The organism is Streptomyces sp. RerS4, from assembly GCF_023515955.1.
Classification (GTDB): domain Bacteria; phylum Actinomycetota; class Actinomycetes; order Streptomycetales; family Streptomycetaceae; genus Streptomyces.
On record NZ_CP097322.1, the window covers coordinates 6078035 to 6099711 of the forward strand.

The window sequence follows — 21677 nt, forward strand, 5'->3', positions numbered from 1 at the left end:
GCTCCGCCCCACCACCCCTTCCCACCACTCTGACTTTCTGGCTTCTGTACGAGGGATGCACGCATGAACGAGGAAAAGCTCCGGTATTTCCTGAAGCGGGTGACGGCCGATCTCCACGAGACGCGCCGCCGACTCCAGGAGGTCGAGTCAGAGGAGCAGGAGCCGATCGCGATCATCGGAATGAGCTGCCGCTACCCGGGAGACGTCGAGTCCCCCGAGGACCTGTGGCGGCTGGTGTCCGAGGAGACCGACGCCATCTCGCCCTTCCCGACCGACCGGGGCTGGGACACGGGGAGCCTGTTCGACGAGGACCCCGACGGGCGGGGCACCAGCTACGTGCGGGAAGGCGGCTTCCTGCACTCCGCCAACCACTTCGAGCCGGAGTTCTTCGGGATCTCGCCCCGTGAGGCCGTGGCGATGGACCCGCAGCAGCGCCTGCTGCTGGAGATCGCGTGGGAGGCCTTCGAGCGGGCCGGCATCGACCCCACCTCCGTACGCGGCAGCCGCACCGGCGTCTTCACCGGCGTCATGTACCACGACTACGCCTCGCGGCTGCGCGCCGTACCGCCTGAGGTCGAGGGCTACCTCGGCACCGGCGGCTCCAGCAGCATCGCCTCCGGCCGCGTCTCGTACACGTTCGGCCTGGAGGGTCCGGCGCTCACCGTCGACACGGCCTGCTCCTCCTCCCTCGTCACCCTGCACCTGGCCATGCAGGCCCTGCGCAAGGGCGAATGCTCGCTCGCCCTCGCGGGCGGCGTCACCGTCATGCCGACGCCCGGCACCTTCACCGAGTTCAGCAAGCAGCGCGGCCTCTCCTTCGACGGCCGCTGCAAGTCCTTCGCGGACGCCGCCGACGGCACCGGCTGGGGCGAGGGCGCGGGCATGCTGCTCGTCGAGCGGCTGTCGGACGCCCGCCGCAACGGCCACCGCGTCCTCGCGGTCGTCCGCGGCTCCGCCGTCAACCAGGACGGCGCCTCCAACGGCCTGACCGCCCCCAACGGGCCCTCCCAGCAGCGCGTCATCCGCCAGGCCCTGGCCGACGCCCGCCTCACGGCCGCCGACGTGGACGTGGTCGAGGCCCACGGCACCGGTACCACCCTGGGCGACCCGATCGAGGCGCAGGCGCTGCTGGCCACGTACGGCCGGGAGCACACCGAGGACCGCCCGCTGTGGCTGGGCTCGGTCAAGTCGAACATCGGACACACCCAGGCGGCCGCCGGCGTGGCGGGCGTCATCAAGATGGTCATGGCGATCCGCCACGGCCGGATCCCGAAGTCGCTGCACGTGGACGAGCCGTCGACCAAGGTCGACTGGGCCGCGGGCGCCGTCTCGCTGCTGCGGACCGCGGTGGACTGGCCGGACACCGGCCGCCCGCGCCGCGCGGCCGTGTCGTCGTTCGGCATCAGCGGCACGAACGCGCACACCATCATCGAGCAGGCCCCGACGGAGGTCCCGGCCGAAGCGGTGGAGACCGACGCCGCCCAGACCGACGCTGCCCAGACCGAGGCCGCCGAGGCGGCTCCGCAGCGCCGCACCGTCGTGCCGCCGGTCCTGCCGTGGCCCGTCTCGGCCCGTACGCAAGACGCCCTGCGCGCCCAGGCCGCCCGCCTGCTCACCCACCTGCGCGCCCACCCCGACCAGTCGGCGGCGGACATCAGCCGCTCCCTGGCCACCGGCCGCGCCGCCCTCGAACACCGCGCCGTCGTCGTCGCCGGCGACCGGGAACGCGCCCTCGCGGACTTGGCCGCCCTGGCCACCGACGACGAGACCGCCGCGTCGCGCGTCGTCCGGGGCGAGACCGGAACACGCGGCAAGGTCGCCTTCCTGTTCACGGGCCAGGGCAGTCAGCGCCTCGGGATGGGGCGTGAGCTGTACGAGGCCTTCCCGGTGTTCGCGGAGGCGCTGGACGCGGTGTGCGGGCGGCTGGAATTGCCGCTGAGGGACGTGCTGTTCGGTGCGGACGCGGAGTTGCTGGATCGGACGGAGTACGCCCAGCCGGCGCTGTTCGCCCTGGAAGTGGCGCTGTTCCGGCTGGTCGAGTCGTGGGGTGTGAAGCCGGACTTCCTGTCCGGGCACTCGATCGGTGAGATCGCGGCCGCGCACGTCGCCGGGGTGCTGACCCCGGAGGACGCGTGCACGCTGGTGGCCGCCCGTGGCCGGCTGATGCAGGCGCTGCCGGGCGGTGGGGTGATGATCGCGCTCGAAGCCTCGGAGGACGAGGTCCTGCCGCTGCTGACGGACCGGGTGAGCATCGCCGCGATCAACGGTCCGACGTCGGTGGTCGTCGCCGGTGACGAGGACGCGGCCGTCGCGATCGTGGAGGCCTTCCCGGACCGGAAGTCCAAGCGCCTCACGGTCAGCCACGCGTTCCACTCGCCGCACATGGACGGCATGCTGGACGAGTTCCGCCGGGTGGTGGAGGGGTTGTCCTTCGCGGCCCCGCGGATCCCGATCGTCTCCAACCTGACGGGCGCGCTGGTCTCCGACGACATGGCCTCGGCGGACTTCTGGGTCCGCCACGTCCGCGAGGCGGTCCGCTTCCTGGACGGCGTCCGCGCCCTGGAGGCGGCGGGCGTGACCACGTACGTCGAGCTCGGTCCCGACGGCGTCCTCTCCGCGATGGCGCAGGCCTGCCTGGCCGACGACACCGGCTCCGCCGCCCTCGTACCGGTCCTCCGCAAGGACCGCCCCGAGGCGGAGACCGTCGTCACCGCCCTCGCCCACGTCCACGTGCGCGGCATCGCCGTCGACTGGCAGGCGTACCACCGCGACACCGGAGCCGAGCACGTCGACCTGCCCACCTACGCCTTCCAGCGCGAGCACTACTGGCTGGACGCCGGAACCCTCGGCGGCGACGTGACCACCGCCGGCCTCCGTTCCGCCGATCACCCACTGCTCGGCGCCTCGGTGACCCTGGCGGACGCCGACGGCCTGCTCCTCACCGGGCGCCTCTCGCTTCCCACCCACCCCTGGCTCGCGGACCACCGCGTCATGGGCTCCGTGCTGCTCCCGGGCACGGCCTTCGTGGAGCTCGCCCTCCAGGCCGGCGAACGCGTCGGCTGCGACCTGGTCGACGAACTGACCCTCGCGGCCCCGCTCGTGCTGTCCGAGGACGGTGGCGTCGAGCTCCAGATCACCGTCGGAGCGCCTGACGAGTCGGGCCGCCGGTCCGTCCTCTTCCACTCCCGCGACGGCTTCGCGGCCGACGACGAGCCGTGGATCCGCAACGCCACCGCGACCCTGGCCGCGGGCGCCGAGGAGTCCCCGGCGTTCGACCTCACGACCTGGCCGCCGGCCGGCGCTGAGCCCGTCGACGTCGAGGGCCTGTACGAGGGACTCGCCGACTCCGGCTTCGGCTACGGCCCGGTGTTCCAGGGCCTGCGCGCCGCCTGGCGCAAGGGCGAGGACGTGTTCGCCGAGGTCGGCCTCGGCGACGAAACCGTCCCCGGCGGCGAGCAGTTCACGATCCACCCGGCGCTCCTCGACTCCGCGCTGCACGCCATCAACCTCGGCTCCCTCGTGGCGGACACCGGACGCGGGCAGTTGCCCTTCTCCTGGTCAGAGGTCGCTGTTCACTCCACCGGAGCGGACACCCTGCGCGTACGCCTCTCCAAGGCCGGACAGCAGGCCGTGCGGCTGGACATCGCCGACATCGACGGCGCGCCCGTCGCCACCGTCGGAAGCCTCGCCCTGCGGGCCTTCTCGCCCGAGCAGCTCCGCGGGCCGGCCGGCGGCCACGGCGATTCCCTGTTCCGCGTGGAGTGGAGCGCGGCCTCGCCGGCCGGTTCCTTCGACGACTGGATGCTGCTGGGCGAGGGCGCGCAGGTGTTCGCGGACCTCGCCGGGCTGGGCGTGGCCGTGGTCGAGGGCGGTGAGATCCCGTCGGCGCTGGTGGTGCCCTGTGCGGAGCCCGCCGGCGCGGACGTGGCCGAGGCGGTGCACGCCGAGACCGGTCGGGTGCTCGCGCTGGTCAAGGAGTGGCTGGCCGACGACCGGTTCGCCGGGTCGCGCCTGGTGTTCCTGACGCGGGGTGCGGTGGAGGCCGTACCGGGCGAGGGCGTGTCGGACCTGGTGCACGCTCCGGTGTGGGGTCTGGTGCGCTCGGCGCAGTCGGAGAACCCGGGGCGCATCGTGCTGGTGGATGTGGACGCCGACGGCGATGCGGAGCAGGCGCTCTCGACCGTCCTGGCCTCGGGTGAGTCCGAGGCGGCGGTGCGTGGCGGCGCCGTCCTGGTGCCCAGGCTCGCTCGTGCGACGGTCTCCGAGGAGGCTGCCGCATGGGACGCCGAGGGCACGGTGCTGGTGACGGGTGCGAGTGGTTCGCTGGGCGGGCTGTTCGCCCGGCACTTGGTCGCCGAGCACGGCGTACGGCACCTGCTGCTGGTCAGCCGTCGGGGCGAAGCCGCCGAAGGCGCCGCCGAGTTGTCGGCCGAGCTGGCCGGTCTGGGCGCCGAGGTCACCTGGGCCGCGTGCGACGTGGCCGACCGCGACGGGCTGTCGGCCGTACTGGCCGCGATCCCGGCCGAGCACCCGCTCAAGGCCGTCGTGCACACGGCGGGTGTCCTGGACGACGGCGTGATCGGGTCCCTGACGGCCGAGCGGCTGTCGGCCGTACTGCGTCCGAAGGTGGACGCGGCCTGGAACCTGCACGAGCTGACCGCCGACCTCGGCCTGTCCGCGTTCGTCCTCTTCTCCTCCGCCGCCGGTGTCTTCGGCGGCGCGGGCCAGGCCAACTACGCGGCGGCCAACACCTTCCTGGACGCGCTCGCCGCCCACCGCCGGGCCCAGGGCCTGGCCGCCACCTCCCTCGCCTGGGGCCTGTGGGCCGAAGTCGGCGGCATGGGGGAGAGCCTGGACGCCGAGGACGTCTCGCGCCTCGGCCGGGGCGGCGTGAACGCCCTGTCCGCGGCGGAAGGTGTGGCGTTGTTCGACGCCGCGTCGGCCGCCGGGCAGTCGCTGCTGGTGCCGGTCAAGCTGGACCTGGCCGCCCTGCGCGCCGCCGCCAGTGGCGGCATGCTCCCGCCCCTGCTCTCGGGCCTCGTCCGCATGCCCACCCGCCGGGCCGCACGGGGCGCCGGCGGTGCCTTCGCCCGTCAGCTCGCCGCCCTGCCGCAGGACCAGCGGGCCGGAGCCGTCCTCGGACTGGTGCGCGGCCAGGTCGCGGCCGTACTCGGCTTCGCGGGCCCGGAGGCGGTGGATCCGGCGCGGTCGTTCAGCGAGGTCGGCTTCGATTCGCTGACCGCCGTCGAGCTGCGCAACCGGCTCGGCGCCGCGACCGGCGTACGCCTTCCCGCCACCCTCGTCTTCGACTACCCGACCCCCACCGTCCTGGCGGAGTACCTGCACGCCGAACTGCTCGGCGGCCAGGAAGCGGCCGAGGCCCCGACCGCCGTCGCCGTGCACGACGACGAGCCGATCGCCATCGTTTCGATGGCCTGCCGCTTCCCCGGCGACGTTCGCTCTCCCGAGGACCTGTGGCGGCTCGTCCGCGACGGTCGGGACGCGATCTCGGACATGCCCGCCGACCGGGGCTGGGACATCGAGGGCCTCTTCGACCCCGACCCGGACCGCGAAGGCACCAGCTACAGCACGGCCGGTGGCTTCCTGCACGACGCGCACCACTTCGACCCCACTTTCTTCGGGATCTCCCCGCGCGAGGCCCTGGCCACCGACCCGCAGCAGCGGCTGCTGCTGGAAACCTCCTGGGAGGCGTTCGAGCGGGCCCGCATCGACCCGGCGTCGATGCGGGGCAGCCGCACGGGTGTGTTCGCGGGCGTCATGTACAACGACTACGGCACGCTCCTCCACCGGGCCCCGGAGGGCCTTGAGGGGTACATGGGGACCTCCAGCTCGGGCAGTGTCGCCTCGGGCCGCGTCTCCTACACCTTCGGCCTCGAAGGCCCGGCGGTCACCGTCGACACCGCCTGCTCCTCCTCCCTCGTCACCCTCCACCTGGCCGTCCAGGCACTGCGCAACGGCGAATGCGACCTCGCGCTCGCCGGTGGCGTGACCGTCATGGCCACCCCCGGCACCTTCATCGCCTTCAGCCGGCAGCGCGGACTCGCGTCGGACGGCCGCTGCAAGCCGTTCGCCGCCGCCGCCGACGGCACCGCGTGGGGCGAGGGCGTCGGCATGCTGCTGGTCGAGCGGCTCTCGGACGCGCGGCGCAACGGGCACCCGGTGCTCGCCGTGGTCCGCGGCTCGGCGATCAACCAGGACGGCGCCTCCAACGGCCTGACGGCCCCCAACGGGCCCTCCCAGCAGCGCGTCATCCGCCAGGCCCTGGCCAGCGCGGGCCTGACCTCCGCCGATGTCGACGTGGTAGAGGCGCACGGCACGGGCACGACGCTCGGCGACCCGATCGAGGCGCAGGCGCTGCTGGCCACGTACGGGCAGGACCGGCCGGAGGACCGTCCGCTGCTGCTCGGTTCCATCAAGTCGAACATGGGCCACACGCAGGCCGCCGCCGGTGTCGCGGGCATCATCAAGATGGTGCAGGCCATGCGGCACGGGACGGTGCCGAAGACGCTGCACGTGGACGAGCCGTCCCCGCACATCGACTGGTCCGAGGGTGCCGTCGAGCTGCTGACGGAGTCGGTGGCCTGGCCGGAGACCGGCCGTCCGCGCCGCGCGGCCGTGTCCTCGTTCGGCATCGGCGGCACCAACGCGCACACGATCATCGAGCAGGCCCCGGACGAGGCCGTGGAGACCGCGCCCGAGACGGGTACGGCGCCGGTGCTGCCGTACGTGCTGTCGGCGAAGTCGGCGGACGCGCTGAGCGCCCAGGCGGCCCGGCTGCGGGAGCACCTGCGGGACACGCCCGAGGCCGGAACGGTGGACATGGCCTACTCCTTGGCCACCCGTCGCGCCGCGTTCGCCCATCGTGCGGTGGTCGTGGCGGAGGGCCGGGAGGAACTGCTGCGCGCTCTCGCGGCGTTGGAGAACGGCGACGTGACCGCCACCGGGATCACCAGCGGCACCGTGGGCGCCGCCGGAGCCGGGAAGCTCGCCTTCCTGTTCACCGGCCAGGGCAGCCAGCGCCTCGGTATGGGTCGTGAACTGTACGACGCCTACCCGGTGTTCGCCGCCGCGCTGGACGCGGTCTGCGAGCGCCTGGAACTGCCCCTCGCCGATGCCCTCTTCGGCACGGACGCCGAGCTGCTGGATCGGACGGAGTTCGCCCAGCCGGCGCTGTTCGCGATCGAGGTGGCGCTGTTCCGGCTGCTGGAATCGTGGGGTGTGAAGCCGGACTTCCTGTCCGGGCACTCCATCGGTGAGATCGCGGCCGCGCACGTCGCCGGGGTGCTGACCCTGGAGGACGCGTGCACGCTGGTGGCCGCCCGTGGCCGGCTGATGCAGGCGCTGCCGTCCGGCGGGGTGATGATCGCGCTCGAAGCCTCGGAGGACGAGGTCCTGCCGCTGCTGACGGACCGGGTGAGCATTGCCGCGATCAACGGTCCGCGCTCGGTCGTGATCGCCGGCGACGAGGACGCGGCGACGGCGATCGTGGCGGCCTTCCCCGACCGCAAGACCAAGCGCCTCACGGTCAGCCACGCCTTCCACTCGCCCCACATGGACGGCATGCTGGAGGACTTCCGCCGGGTGGTGGAGGGGCTGTCCTTCGCCGCCCCGCGGATCCCGATCGTCTCCAACCTGACCGGCGCCCTCGTCTCCCACGAGATGGGCTCGGCCGACTTCTGGGTCCGCCACGTCCGCGAGGCCGTCCGTTTCCTCGACGGCGTACGCGCCCTCGAAGCGGCCGGGGTGAGCACGTACCTCGAACTGGGCCCCGACGGGGTCCTCTCCGCCATGGCACAGGCCTGCCTCACCGACGACACGCGGGTCGCGGCGTTCGCCCCCGTCCTGCGCAAGGAGCGTCCCGAGAAGCTCACCCTCACCACCGCCGTCGCCCAGGCCCACGCCGACGGGGCCCCCGTCGACTGGAAGTCGTACTTCGCGGGCACCGGTGCCCGAAGCATCGACCTGCCGACCTACGCCTTCCAGCACGAGCGGTACTGGATCGACCTCCCCGTCGGATCCTTCGGCGACACGGCCGCCGCAGGCCTGCGGCCCGCCGATCACCCCCTGCTCGGTGCCTCGGTGATGCTGGCCGACGCCAACGGCCTGCTCCTCACCGGGCGGCTGTCCCTCGCCACCCACCCGTGGCTCTCGGACCACGTGGTCATGGGCTCGGTGACGTTGCCCGGTACGGCGTTCCTGGAGCTGGCGCTGCGTGCCGGTGAGCAGGTCGGCTGCGACCTGCTGGAAGAGCTGACGCTCGCCGCCCCCCTCGCCCTCCCCGAGGACGGAGCCGTCGAGCTCCAGATCGCCGTCGGGGCGCCGGACGAGTCGGGCCGTCGGCCCCTCGCCTTCCATTCGCGCGACGCCCTGGCGGCGGACGACGCCCTCTGGCTCCGCAACGCCCACGGAACCCTCGCGGTGGGCGCCGAGGAGTCCCCGGCGTTCGACCTCGCGGCCTGGCCGCCGGCCGGCGCCGAGCCCGTCGACGTCGAGGATCTCTACGACGTCTTCACCGAGTCCGGTTTCGGCTACGGGCCGGTGTTCCAGGGCCTGCGCGCCGCCTGGCGCAAGGGCGACGAGGTGTTCGCCGAGGTCGGCCTCGGCGACGAGACGGGCCCGGACGCCGAGCAGTTCACGATCCACCCGGCGCTCCTCGACTCGGTTCTCCACGCCATCACCCTCGGCACCCTCGTGGAGGACACCGGCCTGCCGCGGCTGCCGTTCTCCTGGTCCGGGGTCGCCGTCCACTCCACGGGAGCGGACACGCTGCGCGTACGGCTTTCCCAGGCCGGCCGCGAAGCGGTGCGCCTGGAGATCGCCGACGCCGAAGGTGTCCCCGTCGCCTCGGTGAACAGCCTCGCTCTGCGCGCCTTCTCGCCCGAGCAGCTCGGCCGCCAGGTCGGTGGCCACGGCGACGCGTTGTTCCGCGTCGAGTGGCGGGAACCGATGCCGTCGGAGGCGTTGTTCGACGACTGGGTCATGTGGACCGAGGGCGATGCGGAGGCTCTCGCGGATCTCGACGTGGTTCCGGCGGCGCTGGTGCTGCCGTGTCCGGAGCCCGCCGGCACTGACGTGGCCGAGGCGGTGCACGCCGAGACGGGTCGGGTGCTGGCGCTGCTCCAGCGGTGGCTGTCCGACGACCGCTTCGCCGACGCGCGTCTGGCGTTCCTGACGCGCGGCGCCGTGACCGTTGCCCCGGGTGACGGCCCGGCGGACCTGGTGCACGCCGCGGTATGGGGTCTGGTGCGCTCCGCGCAGTCGGAGAATCCGGGTCGGATCGTCCTGGTGGATGTCGACGCCGACGCCGATGTGGAGCACGCGCTCTCGGCGGCCCTGGCCTCGGGTGAGCCCGAGGTGGCGGTCCGCGGGGGCATGCCGCTCGTGCCGAGGCTGGCGCGTACGGCGGTCGCCGGCTCCGATCCGGAGTGGGGCGCCGGGGGCACGGTCCTGGTGACGGGTGCAAGTGGCTCGCTGGGTGGGCTGTTCGCCCGTCACCTGGTGACCGAGCACGGCGTACGGCACCTGCTGCTGGTCAGCCGTCGCGGTGAGGCCGCTGCGGGCGCCGCCGAGCTGTCGGCCGAGCTGGCCGAGCTGGGCGCCGAGGTCGCGTGGGCGGCCTGCGACGTGGCCGACCGCGCGTCGCTGGCGGCCGTACTGGCGGCCATCCCGGCCGAGCACCCGCTCAAGGCCGTCGTGCACACGGCGGGCGTCCTGGACGACGGGGTCGTCGCGTCGCTCACGGCCGAGCGGCTGTCCACGGTGCTGCGTCCGAAGGTCGACGCGGCGTGGAACCTCCACGAGCTGACCGCCGATCTGGATCTGTCCGCGTTCGTCCTCTTCTCCTCCGCCGCCGGTGTCTTCGGTGGCGCCGGTCAGGCCAACTACGCGGCCGCCAACACCTTCCTCGACGCCCTCGCCGCCCACCGTCAGGCCCAGGGCCTGCCCGCCACCTCGCTGGCCTGGGGCCTGTGGGCCGAGGTCGGCGGCATGGGGGACTCCCTCGACGTCGAGGACGTCTCGCGCATGGGCCGGGGCGGCGTCAACGCCCTGACCGCCGCCGAAGGCGTGGCCCTGTTCGACAGCGCCGTCGCCTCCGGGCAGGCGCTGCTGGTGCCGGTCAAGCTGGACCTGGCCGCGCTGCGCGCCGCCGCGAACGGCGGCGTGCTCCCGCCCCTGCTCTCCGCCCTCGTCCGCATGCCCTCCCGGCGTGCGGCCCGGGGCGGCACGGCCGCCGGCGGTGCCTTCGCGCGACAGCTCGCCGCGCTGCCGCAGGACCAGCGGCCGGGAGCCCTGCTGGAGCTGGTCCGGGGCCAGGTGGCGGCCGTCCTCGGCTTCGCCGGCCCCGAAGCGGTGGACCCGGCACGGTCCTTCAGCGAGGTCGGCTTCGATTCGCTGACCGCCGTCGAGCTGCGCAACCGCCTCGCGGCGGCCGGCGGCGTGCGCCTGCCGGCCACCCTCGTCTTCGACTACCCGACGCCGGCCGTCCTGGCGGAGTACCTGCACGCCGAACTGCTCGGCGGCCAGGGAGCGGACGCGGCCGCGGTCGTATCCTCCGCACACGAGGACGAGCCGATCGCCATCGTGGCGATGGCCTGCCGCTACCCCGGTGACGTCCGCTCGCCCGAGGACCTGTGGCGACTCGTCGCGGACGGCCGGGACGCCATCTCCGCCATGCCGGACGACCGCGGCTGGGACCTCGCCGGAATCCTCGACCCCGGCCTGCCGGGCGCCGACTACAGCCCGACCGGCGGGTTCCTCCACGACGCGCACCACTTCGACCCCACCTTCTTCGGGATCTCGCCCCGCGAGGCCCTGGCCACCGACCCGCAGCAGCGGCTGCTGCTGGAAACCTCCTGGGAGGCGTTCGAGCGGGCCGGTATCGACCCGGCGTCCATGCGCGGGAGCCGGACCGGCGTCTTCGCGGGCGTCATGTACAACGACTACGGCACCCTGCTCCACCGGGCCCCGGAGGGCCTTGAGGGATACATGGGAACGTCCAGCTCGGGCAGTGTCGCCTCGGGCCGCGTCTCCTACACGTTCGGTCTGGAGGGCCCGGCGGTCACCGTCGACACGGCCTGCTCGTCCTCCCTCGTCACCCTCCACCTGGCCGTCCAGGCGCTGCGCAACGGCGAATGCGACATGGCGCTCGCCGGCGGTGTGACCGTGATGGCCACCCCCGGCACCTTCATCGCGTTCAGCGTCCAGCGCGGCCTGGCCTCGGACGGCCGCTGCAAGCCGTTCGCCGCCGCCGCCGACGGCACCGCGTGGGGCGAGGGCGTCGGCATGCTGCTGGTCGAGCGGCTGTCGGACGCCCGCGCCAAGGGTCACCCGGTGCTCGCGGTGGTCCGGGGCTCGGCCGTCAACCAGGACGGCGCCTCCAACGGCCTGACCGCCCCGAACGGCCCCTCCCAGCAGCGGGTCATCCGTCAAGCCCTGGCCAACGCCCGGCTGACCGCCGCCGAGGTCGACGCCGTCGAGGCGCACGGCACCGGCACCACCCTCGGTGACCCCATCGAGGCGCAGGCGCTGCTGGCCACCTACGGTCAGGAGCACACGGACGAGCAGCCGCTGTGGCTCGGCTCGATCAAGTCCAACGTGGGTCACACGCAGGCCGCCGCCGGTGTCGCGGGCGTCATCAAGATGGTCCAGGCGATACGGCACGGCGTCCTGCCGAAGTCCCTGCACGTCGACGAGCCCACCCCGCACGTCGACTGGTCGGCGGGAGCCGTCTCGCTCCTGGAGTCGGCCACCCCCTGGCCGGAGACCGGCCGTCCGCGCCGCGCGGCCGTGTCCTCGTTCGGCATCGGCGGCACCAACGCGCACACGATCATCGAGCAGGCCCCCGACGAGCCCGTGGTGACCGCGCCCGAGACGGGTACGGCGGCGCCGGTGCTGCCGTACGTCCTGTCCGCGAGGTCGGCGGACGCCCTGCGCGGCCAGGCGGCCCGCCTGCGCACCCACCTGGAGGGCGCGGCCGGGCTCAGGACCGCCGATGTGGCGCTCTCCCTGGCCACGACCCGGGCCGTCTTCGACCACCGCGCGGTGGTCGTGGCCGGCGACCGGCAGGAGCTCCTGCGCGCTCTGACCGCGCTGGAGGACGGGGCCGCGGCCGCCGGAGTGACGCGCGGCGCCGTGGGCACCGGGAAGACGGCGTTCGTCTTCCCCGGTCAAGGCTCGCAGTGGCCGGCGATGGCCGCCGGACTGCTGGAATCCTCCGCCGCCTTCGCGGCGCGCATCGAGGAGTGCGCGAAGGCCCTGGAGCCCTTCACGGACTGGTCGTTGACCGACGTCCTGCGCGGTGTCGAGGGCGCGCCCTCGCTGGACCGGGTGGACGTGGTCCAGCCGGCCCTGTTCGCGGTGATGGTGTCGCTCGCCGAGGTCTGGCGTGCGGCGGGCGTCCGTCCGGGCGCCGTGATCGGTCACTCGCAGGGCGAGATCGCCGCCGCGTGCGTCGCGGGGATCCTCTCCCTGGAGGACGCGGCCCGGGTCGTGGCCCTGCGCAGTCAGGCCATCGGCCGGGTGCTGGCCGGGCTGGGCGGCATGGTCTCCGTGCCCCTTCCCGCCGCCCGGGTACGCGAGCGGATCGCGCCCTGGGGTGAGGAGCGGATCTCCGTGGCCGCCGCCAACGGACCCTCGTCGGTGGTCGTGTCCGGCGAGGCCCAAGCCCTGGACGAGCTGCTGGCCGCGTGCGAGGCGGACGGGATCCGCGCCAAGAGGATCGCCGTGGACTACGCCTCCCACTCCGCGCAGGTGGAGCTGCTGAAGGAGGAACTGGCCGAGCTGCTCGCGCCGATCGCCCCCCGGCCGGCGCGGGTCCCCTTCCTGTCCACCGTCACCGGTGACTGGGTCGAGGGCCCCGAGCTGGACGCCGGCTACTGGTTCCGCAACCTCCGCCAGACCGTCGAACTGGAAGAGGCCACCCGGACCCTGCTCGACCAGGGCTTCGGCGTCTTCATCGAATCCAGCCCGCACCCCGTCCTCACCGTCGGCATGCAGGAGACCATCGAGGACGCGGGCCGCGAGGCCGCGGTCCTCGGGTCCCTGCGCCGCGACGAAGGCGGCCTGGAACGGTTCTGGCTCTCCCTCGGCGCGGCCTACGTCCGCGGCGTGGCCGTGGACTGGGACGCCGTCTTCGCCGGCACCGGCGCCCGGCGCGTCGACCTGCCCACCTACGCCTTCCAACGCGACCGCTACTGGATCGACGTACCGGTGTCCCCGGTCGGCGACGTGGCCTCCGCCGGACTCGGCAAGGCCGAGCACCCGCTCCTGGGAGCGGCCGTCGAACTGCCGGACTCCGACGGGTTCCTGTTCACGGGGCGCCTGTCCCTCCAGACGCACCCCTGGCTGGCCGATCACCGCGCCGCCGACGCCGTACTGCTCCCCGGGACGGCCTTCGTGGAACTCGCGCTGCACGCCGCCCGGCGCGCCGGCAGCGCCTTCCTGGAGGAACTCACCCTGGAAGCCCCGCTGGTGCTCCCCGAGCGCGGAGCGCTCCAGCTCCGGCTGTCGGTGGCCGCCCCGGACGCGGACGGGCGGCGGACGCTGCACGTGCACTCGCGCCCCGAGGGCATGGGCGGTGAGGACGGCCGCGGCTTCGCAAGCGAGCCGTGGACGCGGCACGCCGCCGGTGTGCTCGGCGCGGCGGACGCCCAGGCCGCGCCGCCGGCCCCCGCGCCGGAGGTCTGGCCTCCGACGGGTGCCGAAGAGCTCGAAGTGGCCGACCTGTACGAGCTGTTCGCCGCCGGCGGGTACGCGTACGGCCCGGCCTTCCGCAACCTGCGGGCCGCCTGGCGGCGCGGCGACGAGCTGTTCGCCGAACTCTCCCTTGCCGAGGGTCCGCAGGCCGACGCCGCGCACTTCGGCGTACACCCGGCGCTGCTGGACGCGGGCCTGCACGGCCTGGCCCTGGGCTCCTTCCTCACCGCCGAGGACGAGGAGCCGGGCGCGGAAGCCCGGATGCGGCTGCCGTTCGCCTTCACCGGCGTCGGCCTGCACGCCGTCGGCCCGGACGCGCTGCGGGTGCGGCTGGCCCCGGCCGGATCGGGCGCCGTGTCCCTCACGGCCTTCGACGAGCGGGGCGAGCCGGTCGTGTCGGTGGAGTCACTGCTGCTGAGGACGCTCGACCCGGCCGCCCTGCGGTCGAGCCGGCCCGCGTTCCACGAGTCGCTGTTCCGGCTGGAGTGGCCCACCGTGGCCGGCAACGCCGGCAACCCCATTGCCAAGGGTGGGCGTTGGGCCCTGGTCGGGCCCGACACCCTCGGCCTGGAAGCCGCCCTGCGGGATGCGGACGTCACCGCCGATGTCTACGGCGACCTGGACGCCCTCGGGGGAGTCGTCGCCGCCGGGCAGCCGCTGCCGGACACGGTGCTGGTCTCGTACGCCACGCCGCCCGACGCCGATCAGGCGGCGGACACGGCGGACGCAGCCCGGCAGGCGACCCGTGACGCCCTGGCGCTGGTGCAGACCTGGCTCGCCGAGGAGGCGTTCGCCGGGGCCCGCCTGGCGGTGGTCACCCGGGGCGCGGTCGAGGCACGGGCGGGCGAGGGCGTGCCCGACCTGGCGCACGCGTCGGTGTGGGGTCTGCTGCGCTCCGCGCAGTCGGAGAACCCCGGACGGTTCCTGCTGATCGACCTCGACGCGGCCGCCGACACCGGTGCGGACCTCGCGGTGCTGCTCGGGGCCGCCGTGGCGAGCGGCGAACCGCAGCTCGCCGTCCGTGACGGAGCCCTGCACGCCGCCCGGCTGGCCAGGGTCCCGGCGGACCGCACCGAGCCGCGCGAGCCCGCCGAAGGCCCCGCCGACGAGGCCGCGGAGGCGGCGCGGGTCCCCGTACCCGTACCGGACCCGGACGGTACCGTCCTCATCACCGGCGGCACCGGCGTGCTCGGCAGCCTCCTGGCCCGACACCTCGTGACCGAACGCGGCGTCCGGCACCTGGTCCTGACCAGCCGACGCGGACCCCGCGCGGCAGGAGCCGCCGAACTGGTCGCGGAGCTGTCCGCGTTGGGCGCCGAGGCGTCCGTCGTCGCCTGCGACGCCTCCGACCGGGAGGCGCTGGCGGCCCTGCTGGCCCGCATCCCCGCCGCGCACCCGCTCACCGCCGTCGTCCACACGGCGGGCCACCTGGACGACGGACTCGTCCCGTCCCTGACCCCGGAGCGGATCGACGCGGTCCTGCGGCCGAAGGTCGACGCGGCGCTGCACCTGCACGAGCTGACCCGGGACCTGGACCTCTCCGCGTTCGTGCTGTTCTCCTCGGCCGCCGGCACCCTCGGCAGCCCCGGGCAGGCCAACTACGCGGCGGCCAACGCCTTCCTCGACGCCCTGGCCCAGAGCCGGCGCGCCGAGGGGCTGCCCGCCGTGTCCCTGGCCTGGGGGCTGTGGGAGCAGCGCAGCGAGATGACCGGCGAGCTCACGGACGCCGACATCCAGCGCATGGCGCGCGCCGGTCTGGCCCCGCTCACCTCCGAGGAGGGCCTCGCCCTCTTCGACACGGCGAGCGCCCTGACCGCCGGCAGCGTCTTCGTCGCCATCCGCCTGGACACCGCCCCGCTGCGGGCCCAGGCGGAGGCGGGAGCCCTCCCGGCCGTCTTCCGCGGACTGGTGCGCGGTGGGCTGCGCAAGGCCGCCGCCCACGGCGCCGGCGCCGCGGCGGCCTCCGCCGCCGCGCAGCGCCTGGCGGGCCTCTCGGCCCTGCCGGAGGACGAGCAGGAGCGCGTGCTCCTCGACGTGGTGCGGGCCCAGGCAGCCGCCGTACTGGCCTACCCCTCGCCCGTGGCGGTGGGGGAGTCCCAGGAGTTCCTGGAACTCGGCCTGGACTCGCTGACCGCCGTCGAGCTGCGCAACCAGCTGAACGCCGCGACCGGCCTGCGGCTGCCCGCCACGCTGCTCTTCGACCACCCGACGCCGATCCTCGTCGCGCAGCGGCTGCGTGCCGAGCTCGCCGAAGGCACGGGCGCCCCCGCCGGGGCCGGCGGCGCGGCGGAGCCGGACGAGCGGGAGGGCGCCGGGGTCTTCGGCGCGATGCTCCAGGAGGCCGGAACGCAGGGCGCGTCCGGCCAGTTCATGGAACTGCTCATGCAGGCCTCGCGGTTCCGGCCCTCGTTCGCCTCGGCGGCCGAGCTGCGCAAGGCGCCGAGCCTGGTGCGGCTGTCGCGGGGCGAGGGCGGTCCCGGACTGGTCTGCTTCTCCTCGATCCTGTCGATCTCCGGTCCGCACCAGTACGCCCGGTTCGCCTCCGCCTTCCGCGGCCGACGGGACGTCCACGCCATGGCGGCCCCCGGCTTCCTGCGGGGCGAGCAGTTGCCGCAGACCGCCGAAGCGGTGATCGAGGCCCAGGCCGAGGCCGTCCTGCGGCACACGGACGGCGCGCCGTTCGTGCTCCTCGGGCACTCCTCGGGCGGCATGCTCGCCCACGCGGTGGCCGGGCGGCTGGAGAACGCCGGGGTCTTCCCGGAGGCCGTCGTCCTGATCGACATCTACTCGCACGACGACGACGCCATCCTCGGCATCCAGCCGGGGCTGTCGGAGGGCGTCGACGAGCGGCAGGGCAGTTACGTCCCCGTCGACGACAGTCGACTGCTGGCGATGGGCGCGTACTTCCGGCTCTTCGGCGGCTGGAAGCCGCAGGCGGTGAAGACGCCCACGCTGCTGGTCCGGGCCGAGGAGCGGTTCTTCGACTGGACCCGCGCGACGAACGGCGACTGGCGGTCGTACTGGGACCTGGAGCACACGGTCGTGGACGCTCCCGGCAACCACTTCACGATGATGGAGCAGCACGCGCGGGAGACCGCGGGCGCCGTGGAACAGTGGCTGGACGCCCACCTCTGAGGGCGGCCGGAGCGGTGACACGAGGACAGGGCCCCACCCCCCGAGGGGGTGGGGCCCTGTCCCGTCCGCTGCGGGCTGCCCGCTCGCGCCGCTCAGGCGCCGCGCCGCACGCGCGTCGCCCGGGACCGCTCCAGCGCGCGTTCGCGCTCGCGCTCGCGGGCCCGCTTCTTCGGCAGGCCCACCGCGTGCACCTCGAAGTTGTCCTTGGTGACGTCCAATCGGTGGAAGAGGTTGTCGGGGCCGGTCACGTACAGGGTGCCCACACCGAGCCCCTTGAGGGAGTCCACCATGCTCGGCCAGTGGATCGGCCGGTCGAAGGTGTCCAGCATCATCGTGCGCATCCCGGCGGCGTCGCGGATGACGCTGCCGTCGTGGTCGACGACCACGGGAAGGGAGGGGTCGGCGAACGTGTACGCGCCGAAGACCTCCTCCTCCGCCTTCGCGCGCAGCGCCGAGAACGCCGCCGCGTGCACGGGCGGCCGCATCGAGTACATGGAGTAGCCGCCGGCCGCGCTGATGCCGGCGTTGAGGGCGTCGAGGTCCTTCTCCCGTACGGACAGCATGTGGAAGCCCGCGTCGAGCCGGCCCGAGGAGTCGTACCAGGCGCCCCGGTCGTCGAACCCGGCGAGTATCTCGTCCAGCCGGTCCTGCGGGGTACGGACGAAGCAGTGGGTGACGACGTCCTCGTAGGCGCCCGCGAAGTACTCCTCCTCGCAACGGGCCAGCTCGGCGGTGAGTCGCACGACCTCGGGGAAGGACAGCGACCCGACGAAGGCGGCGGTCGCCTTCTGGCCGAAGCTCGGCCCGGCGCAGACGGTCGGGGTGACGCCGAGGGTGTCCACGGCCCGGTCCGCCAGCGCCATCGAGTTCACCAGGAAGGCGATCTGGAAATCGACCGAATAGTCCTCTTCGGCGTCCCGGAAACGATCGAACACCGAATATCCGAGCACCTCGTCGGCCTCCGCCAGACGCACCCGCGCGTACGGGTCGAGCAGCAGGAATTTGCCGACCTCGGCGAACGACGCGGGACCCATTCCGGGGAATACGATCGCGGTCCCGGTACGCGGCTCTGAGGATTCGGTGGTGGGGGAGTCGGCCGTGTTCTCGGCGGGACGAGTCATGGTCAGTGAATACCTTTGCTTACGGAAACTGGACAGGCAGCGAGAAAGGCCTCGCACCCGGCCCGGTCGCGGTGCGCCGGTCCGGGCACGAGGCCGGAAGGGAGGGAAGGGACAGAGGTCAGTCCTGGGCCCTGCGGTGGAAGCCCTTGACGCCGATCGCCCCGAAGATCAGGATCGCCGCGGTCAGCGCCGCCACGCACACCCACACCGGGATCGAGCCGGGGCCGCCGGGCGGCAGCAGCAGCGAGCGCAGGCCCTCGCTGACGTAGGTCAGCGGGTTGAAGGCGCACAGCACCTGGAACCAGCGGACCTCCGCCAGGCCGTGCCACGGGAACTGGGTGCAGCCGGTGAACATCAGCGGGGTCAGCGTCACCGCGAAGACGATGCTGATGTGCCGCGGCGGGGCCAGCGTGCCGATGGTCAGACCCACCGTGCTGCCGGCGAGCGCGCCCATCAGGAGCACGCCCAGCGTGGCCGGGAAGTGGTCCATGGGCCACGAGGCGTGGTCGAGGACGAGGAAGCCCATCGGGATCATCAGCAGCGAGGCGACGATGCCGCGCAGCATGCCGAAGACGAGCTTCTCGACGGCCACCAGGAAGGTGGGGATCGGGGCCAGGAGGCGGTCCTCGATCTCCTTGCTCCAGGAGAAGTCGATGATCAGCGGGAGCGCCGTGTTCTGCAGGCTCACCAGGAAGGCGTTGAGCGCCACCACACCCGGCAGCAGCACCTGCTGGAAACCGCCGCCGGTGAAGCCGAGCTCGCCGAGGACCTTGCCGAAGACGAACAGGATGAAGAACGGCTCCACGAGCACCTGCGCCAGGAAGGTCGGCAGCTCGCGGCCCGTGACGAACACGTCCCGCCACAGGATGAAGAAGAACGTACGGGTCACCGAGCGGACGCCGGTGGGCGCGGGCCCCAGCTCCCGGGGGACGCCGGCGGCCGGGCCGGAGGCCGGTGCGGTGGCGGTGGAGGTGGCGGTGCTCATCGCAGCTCCCGACCGGTCAGCGCGATGAAGACGTCCTCCAGTGTCGCGGTGCCCACTTTGATGTCCTTGATGTCGCAGTTCGCCGCCGCCAGGGTGGTGATGGCGGCCGGAAGCAGCGCGCCGGTCGGCGCGTCGCTGTAGAGGCGGAGCCGTACGGGCGCGTCCGCGTCGGCGGCGACATCGCCCGCCGCGCCGTCCGCCCCGTCCGCCCCGTCGCCCCCGCGCGGCGGCTCGACGCGTTCCACCCGCGTCACCGCCTCGATCTTCTCCAGCAGCCGGATGACGTCCACGGCCCCGCCGGCCTCCGCCGGCCGGACCGTGATCGTGCAGGCCGTGCCGCTCAGGCTCTCCATGAGGGCCTGCGGGGTGTCCAGGGCGAGCAGCCGGCCGTGGTCCACGATGCCGACGCGGTCGCACAGCCGGGCGGCCTCGTCCATGTCATGGGTGGTGAGCACGGTGGTCACCCCGCGCCCGCTCAGCTCGGACACCCGCTCGTGGATGAACAGCCGGGCCTGCGGGTCGAGTCCATTGGCGGGCTCGTCCAGGAAGAGGACATCGGGCCGGTGCATCAGCGCGCGGGCGATCATCACGCGCTGGGCCTGGCCGCCGGACAGTTGGTCACCGCGGTCCTTGCCGCGGTCGCCGAGGCCCACCCACTCCAGGCACTCGTCGGCGAGCCGGCGCCGTTCGGCCCGGCCCATGCCGTGGTAGCCGGCGTGGAAGGTCAGGTTCTGCCGCAGGGTGAGCGACTGGTCGAGGTTGTTGCGCTGCGGTACGACGGCGAAGGCCCGGCGGGCTTGGGCGGGATGGGCCACGACGTCCACGCCCTGGACGAACGCGCGCCCCGCCGTCGGGGCCACGCGGGTGGTGAGGATGCCGATGGTGGTGGTCTTGCCGGCTCCGTTGGGCCCCAGGAAGCCGAAGACCTCACCCCGGCGGACCGAGAAGCTCAGGTCGTCCACCGCCGGTCGGTCCCGATCCCGGTACCTCTTGACAAGTCCGTCGACCACGACAGTGGATTCCACGGGTCGTTCAGGTTTCATTTATGCCTGCGAATCAAGCGGGACGCGACAACGGCGGCCGGGGGTCCGCGGGGGAAATATGGCGTGACCGGCCGCGCGTCGGGCGCCGACTGAATGGGACACGGAAGTGATCGCGCCATGTCTAGCATGCGGGTTCGGCCGGCGGCCCGACCGGGGCCGGCTCTAGGGGCAATGCGCGAATGCTTAGGGGGGAATAGGGGTGATCACACATTGCCGCCGGGAAATATGCTCACCGCGTCACCGCGTGACCGCGCCGGACCATCTCCGTTCGCCTCACCGTTCCCGCGAGGAGACCCCGTGAAAGCACTCGTCCTGTCGGGGAGATCCGGCACCCGTCCGCGCCCCCTGCCCACCACCGCCGAAGGGCAGCCGCATCCGGAGGCCGGCACACCCGTCCTGTTCCACGTCCTCGAAGGCATCGCCGACGCGGGCATCCTCGACGTCGGCATCGTCCTCGGTGACGGCGCCGACGAGGTCCGGGCGGCCGTCGGTGACGGCGCCCGCTTCGGCGTCAGCGTCACCTACCTCCCACAGCGCAGGTCGCCGGGTCCGGCCCACGCCCTGCGCTGCGCGCGGGAGTGGCTGGGCGAGGACGACTTCGTGACGCACCCCGGCGACACCTTCGCCCTGGGCGGGATCGGCGAGCAGATGGAGGAGTTCCGCACCCGACGCCCGGCGGCGCAGGCGGTGGCGGACCGGCCCGGCGTGTACTTCTTCACCGACGCCGTCCACCGGGCCGTCGACGCCGCCCCGACCGCCGCCCGCGACGCCTCCGACTTCCCGGACCTCCTGCGGTGGCTGGCCGAACAGGGCCAGGAGGTCGTCACCGGCGGCGCCCACACCACCGGCAGCGCCCCCATCACCGGCTGCGACCACCTCACCGGCTGCGACCACCTCACCGACAGTGCCGTCGACCACGGCAGGCCACAGACCCGTCCATGAAGGCCCTCCGCACGGGAGGCGCCGTTCGTATGCCCGACCACGAGTCGTCAGGGCACCACCCGATGCGGAGTTTCAGGGAGCATGACCCATGCGCACAGCCGGCACCCCGCCGGGGAGACCACCCCCGACGAGGTCAGCCTGATCCAGATCCGGCAGCCCGCCGTTCCCAGCAGCTACCGGATGATCTGCTTCCCGAGCTCGCGGAACTCTCCGCTCTGCTACCTCGCGATGGCCGAATTGCTGCTCCCCACCGTGGAGTTGATCATCGTCCAGTACCCCTCCGCGCTCGCCGAGGAAGACCTCGACCCGGAGGCGGGCACGGAACTGGTCGACAAGGTCTTCGAGGCCGTACGGGGCTGGGCCGACCGCCCGTTCGCCCTGTTCGGGCACCGTCTCGGGGCCGAACTGGCCTACGCGGTGGGCTGTCGGCTCGAACGCGAGACGTTCACCGCGCCCCTGACCCTCTTCGTCTCCGGGTGGACCGCACCCGGCCACCGCGGCAGCCTCGGACCGCCACCGCTCGACTGCCGGGTCGTCGCCCTGGCGGCCCGGAACGACCCGCGCGCCACGCCGTCCGCCGTCCGGTCCTGGCGGCGCAGCACCTCCGGCCGGTTCGACCTGGAGGTCTTCCCCGGCGCCCAGGGATACCTGATGACCTACCGCCGGGAGGTGGTCAACATCGTCCACGACCAGCTGATCTCGCTCGGTGAAGCCGACCCCGACTGACCACCCCAC

At 73.6% G+C, this 21677-nt stretch carries 6 protein-coding genes; 3 read left to right on the top strand and 3 right to left on the bottom strand.

Annotation, left to right across the window (positions count from 1 at the left end):
* Nucleotides 1-63 precede the first annotated feature (63 nt).
* The gene (locus M4D82_RS27405) at nucleotides 64-16851 is read left to right on the top strand and encodes a type I polyketide synthase (RefSeq protein WP_249768744.1); all 16788 of its coding nucleotides are present in this window, start codon (nucleotides 64-66) and stop codon (nucleotides 16849-16851) included.
* 92 nt (nucleotides 16852-16943) lie between these two features.
* Here the strand turns inward: M4D82_RS27405 and M4D82_RS27410 are convergent, their stop codons facing one another.
* From M4D82_RS27410 to M4D82_RS27420, 3 genes are all read right to left on the bottom strand, one after another.
* The gene (locus M4D82_RS27410; RefSeq protein WP_249768746.1) at nucleotides 16944-17972 is read right to left on the bottom strand and encodes an ACP S-malonyltransferase; all 1029 of its coding nucleotides are present in this window, start codon (nucleotides 17970-17972) and stop codon (nucleotides 16944-16946) included.
* Nucleotides 17973-18090: 118 nt separating this feature from the next.
* Complete coding sequence (locus M4D82_RS27415; RefSeq protein ID WP_249768748.1) at nucleotides 18091-18957, bottom strand: ABC transporter permease; 867 nt, start codon at nucleotides 18955-18957, stop codon at nucleotides 18091-18093.
* A complete protein-coding gene (locus M4D82_RS27420) occupies nucleotides 18954-19919 on the bottom strand; it encodes an ABC transporter ATP-binding protein (protein ID WP_249768750.1) in 966 nt (321 codons plus the stop codon). Before M4D82_RS27420 ends, M4D82_RS27415 begins: the two co-directional genes overlap by 4 nt.
* 378 nt (nucleotides 19920-20297) lie before the next feature.
* Between M4D82_RS27420 and M4D82_RS27425 the strand changes: the two genes are divergently transcribed.
* Nucleotides 20298-20942, top strand: coding sequence for a sugar phosphate nucleotidyltransferase (locus M4D82_RS27425; protein ID WP_249768752.1), 645 nt, complete (start codon nucleotides 20298-20300; stop codon nucleotides 20940-20942).
* 81 nt (nucleotides 20943-21023) lie between these two features.
* Entirely contained in the window at nucleotides 21024-21668 is a 645-nt protein-coding gene (locus M4D82_RS27430) for a thioesterase II family protein (protein WP_249768754.1), read from the top strand.
* Nucleotides 21669-21677: the final 9 nt, after the last annotated feature.

Coding starts and splice junctions, on each gene's coding strand:
- M4D82_RS27405 (WP_249768744.1), top strand. CDS start 64: ATGAACGAGGAAAAGCTCCGGTATTTCCTGAAGCGGGTGACGGCCGAT.
- M4D82_RS27410 (WP_249768746.1), bottom strand. CDS start 17,972: ATGACTCGTCCCGCCGAGAACACGGCCGACTCCCCCACCACCGAATCC.
- M4D82_RS27415 (WP_249768748.1), bottom strand. CDS start 18,957: ATGAGCACCGCCACCTCCACCGCCACCGCACCGGCCTCCGGCCCGGCC.
- M4D82_RS27430 (WP_249768754.1), top strand. CDS start 21,024: ATGACCCATGCGCACAGCCGGCACCCCGCCGGGGAGACCACCCCCGAC.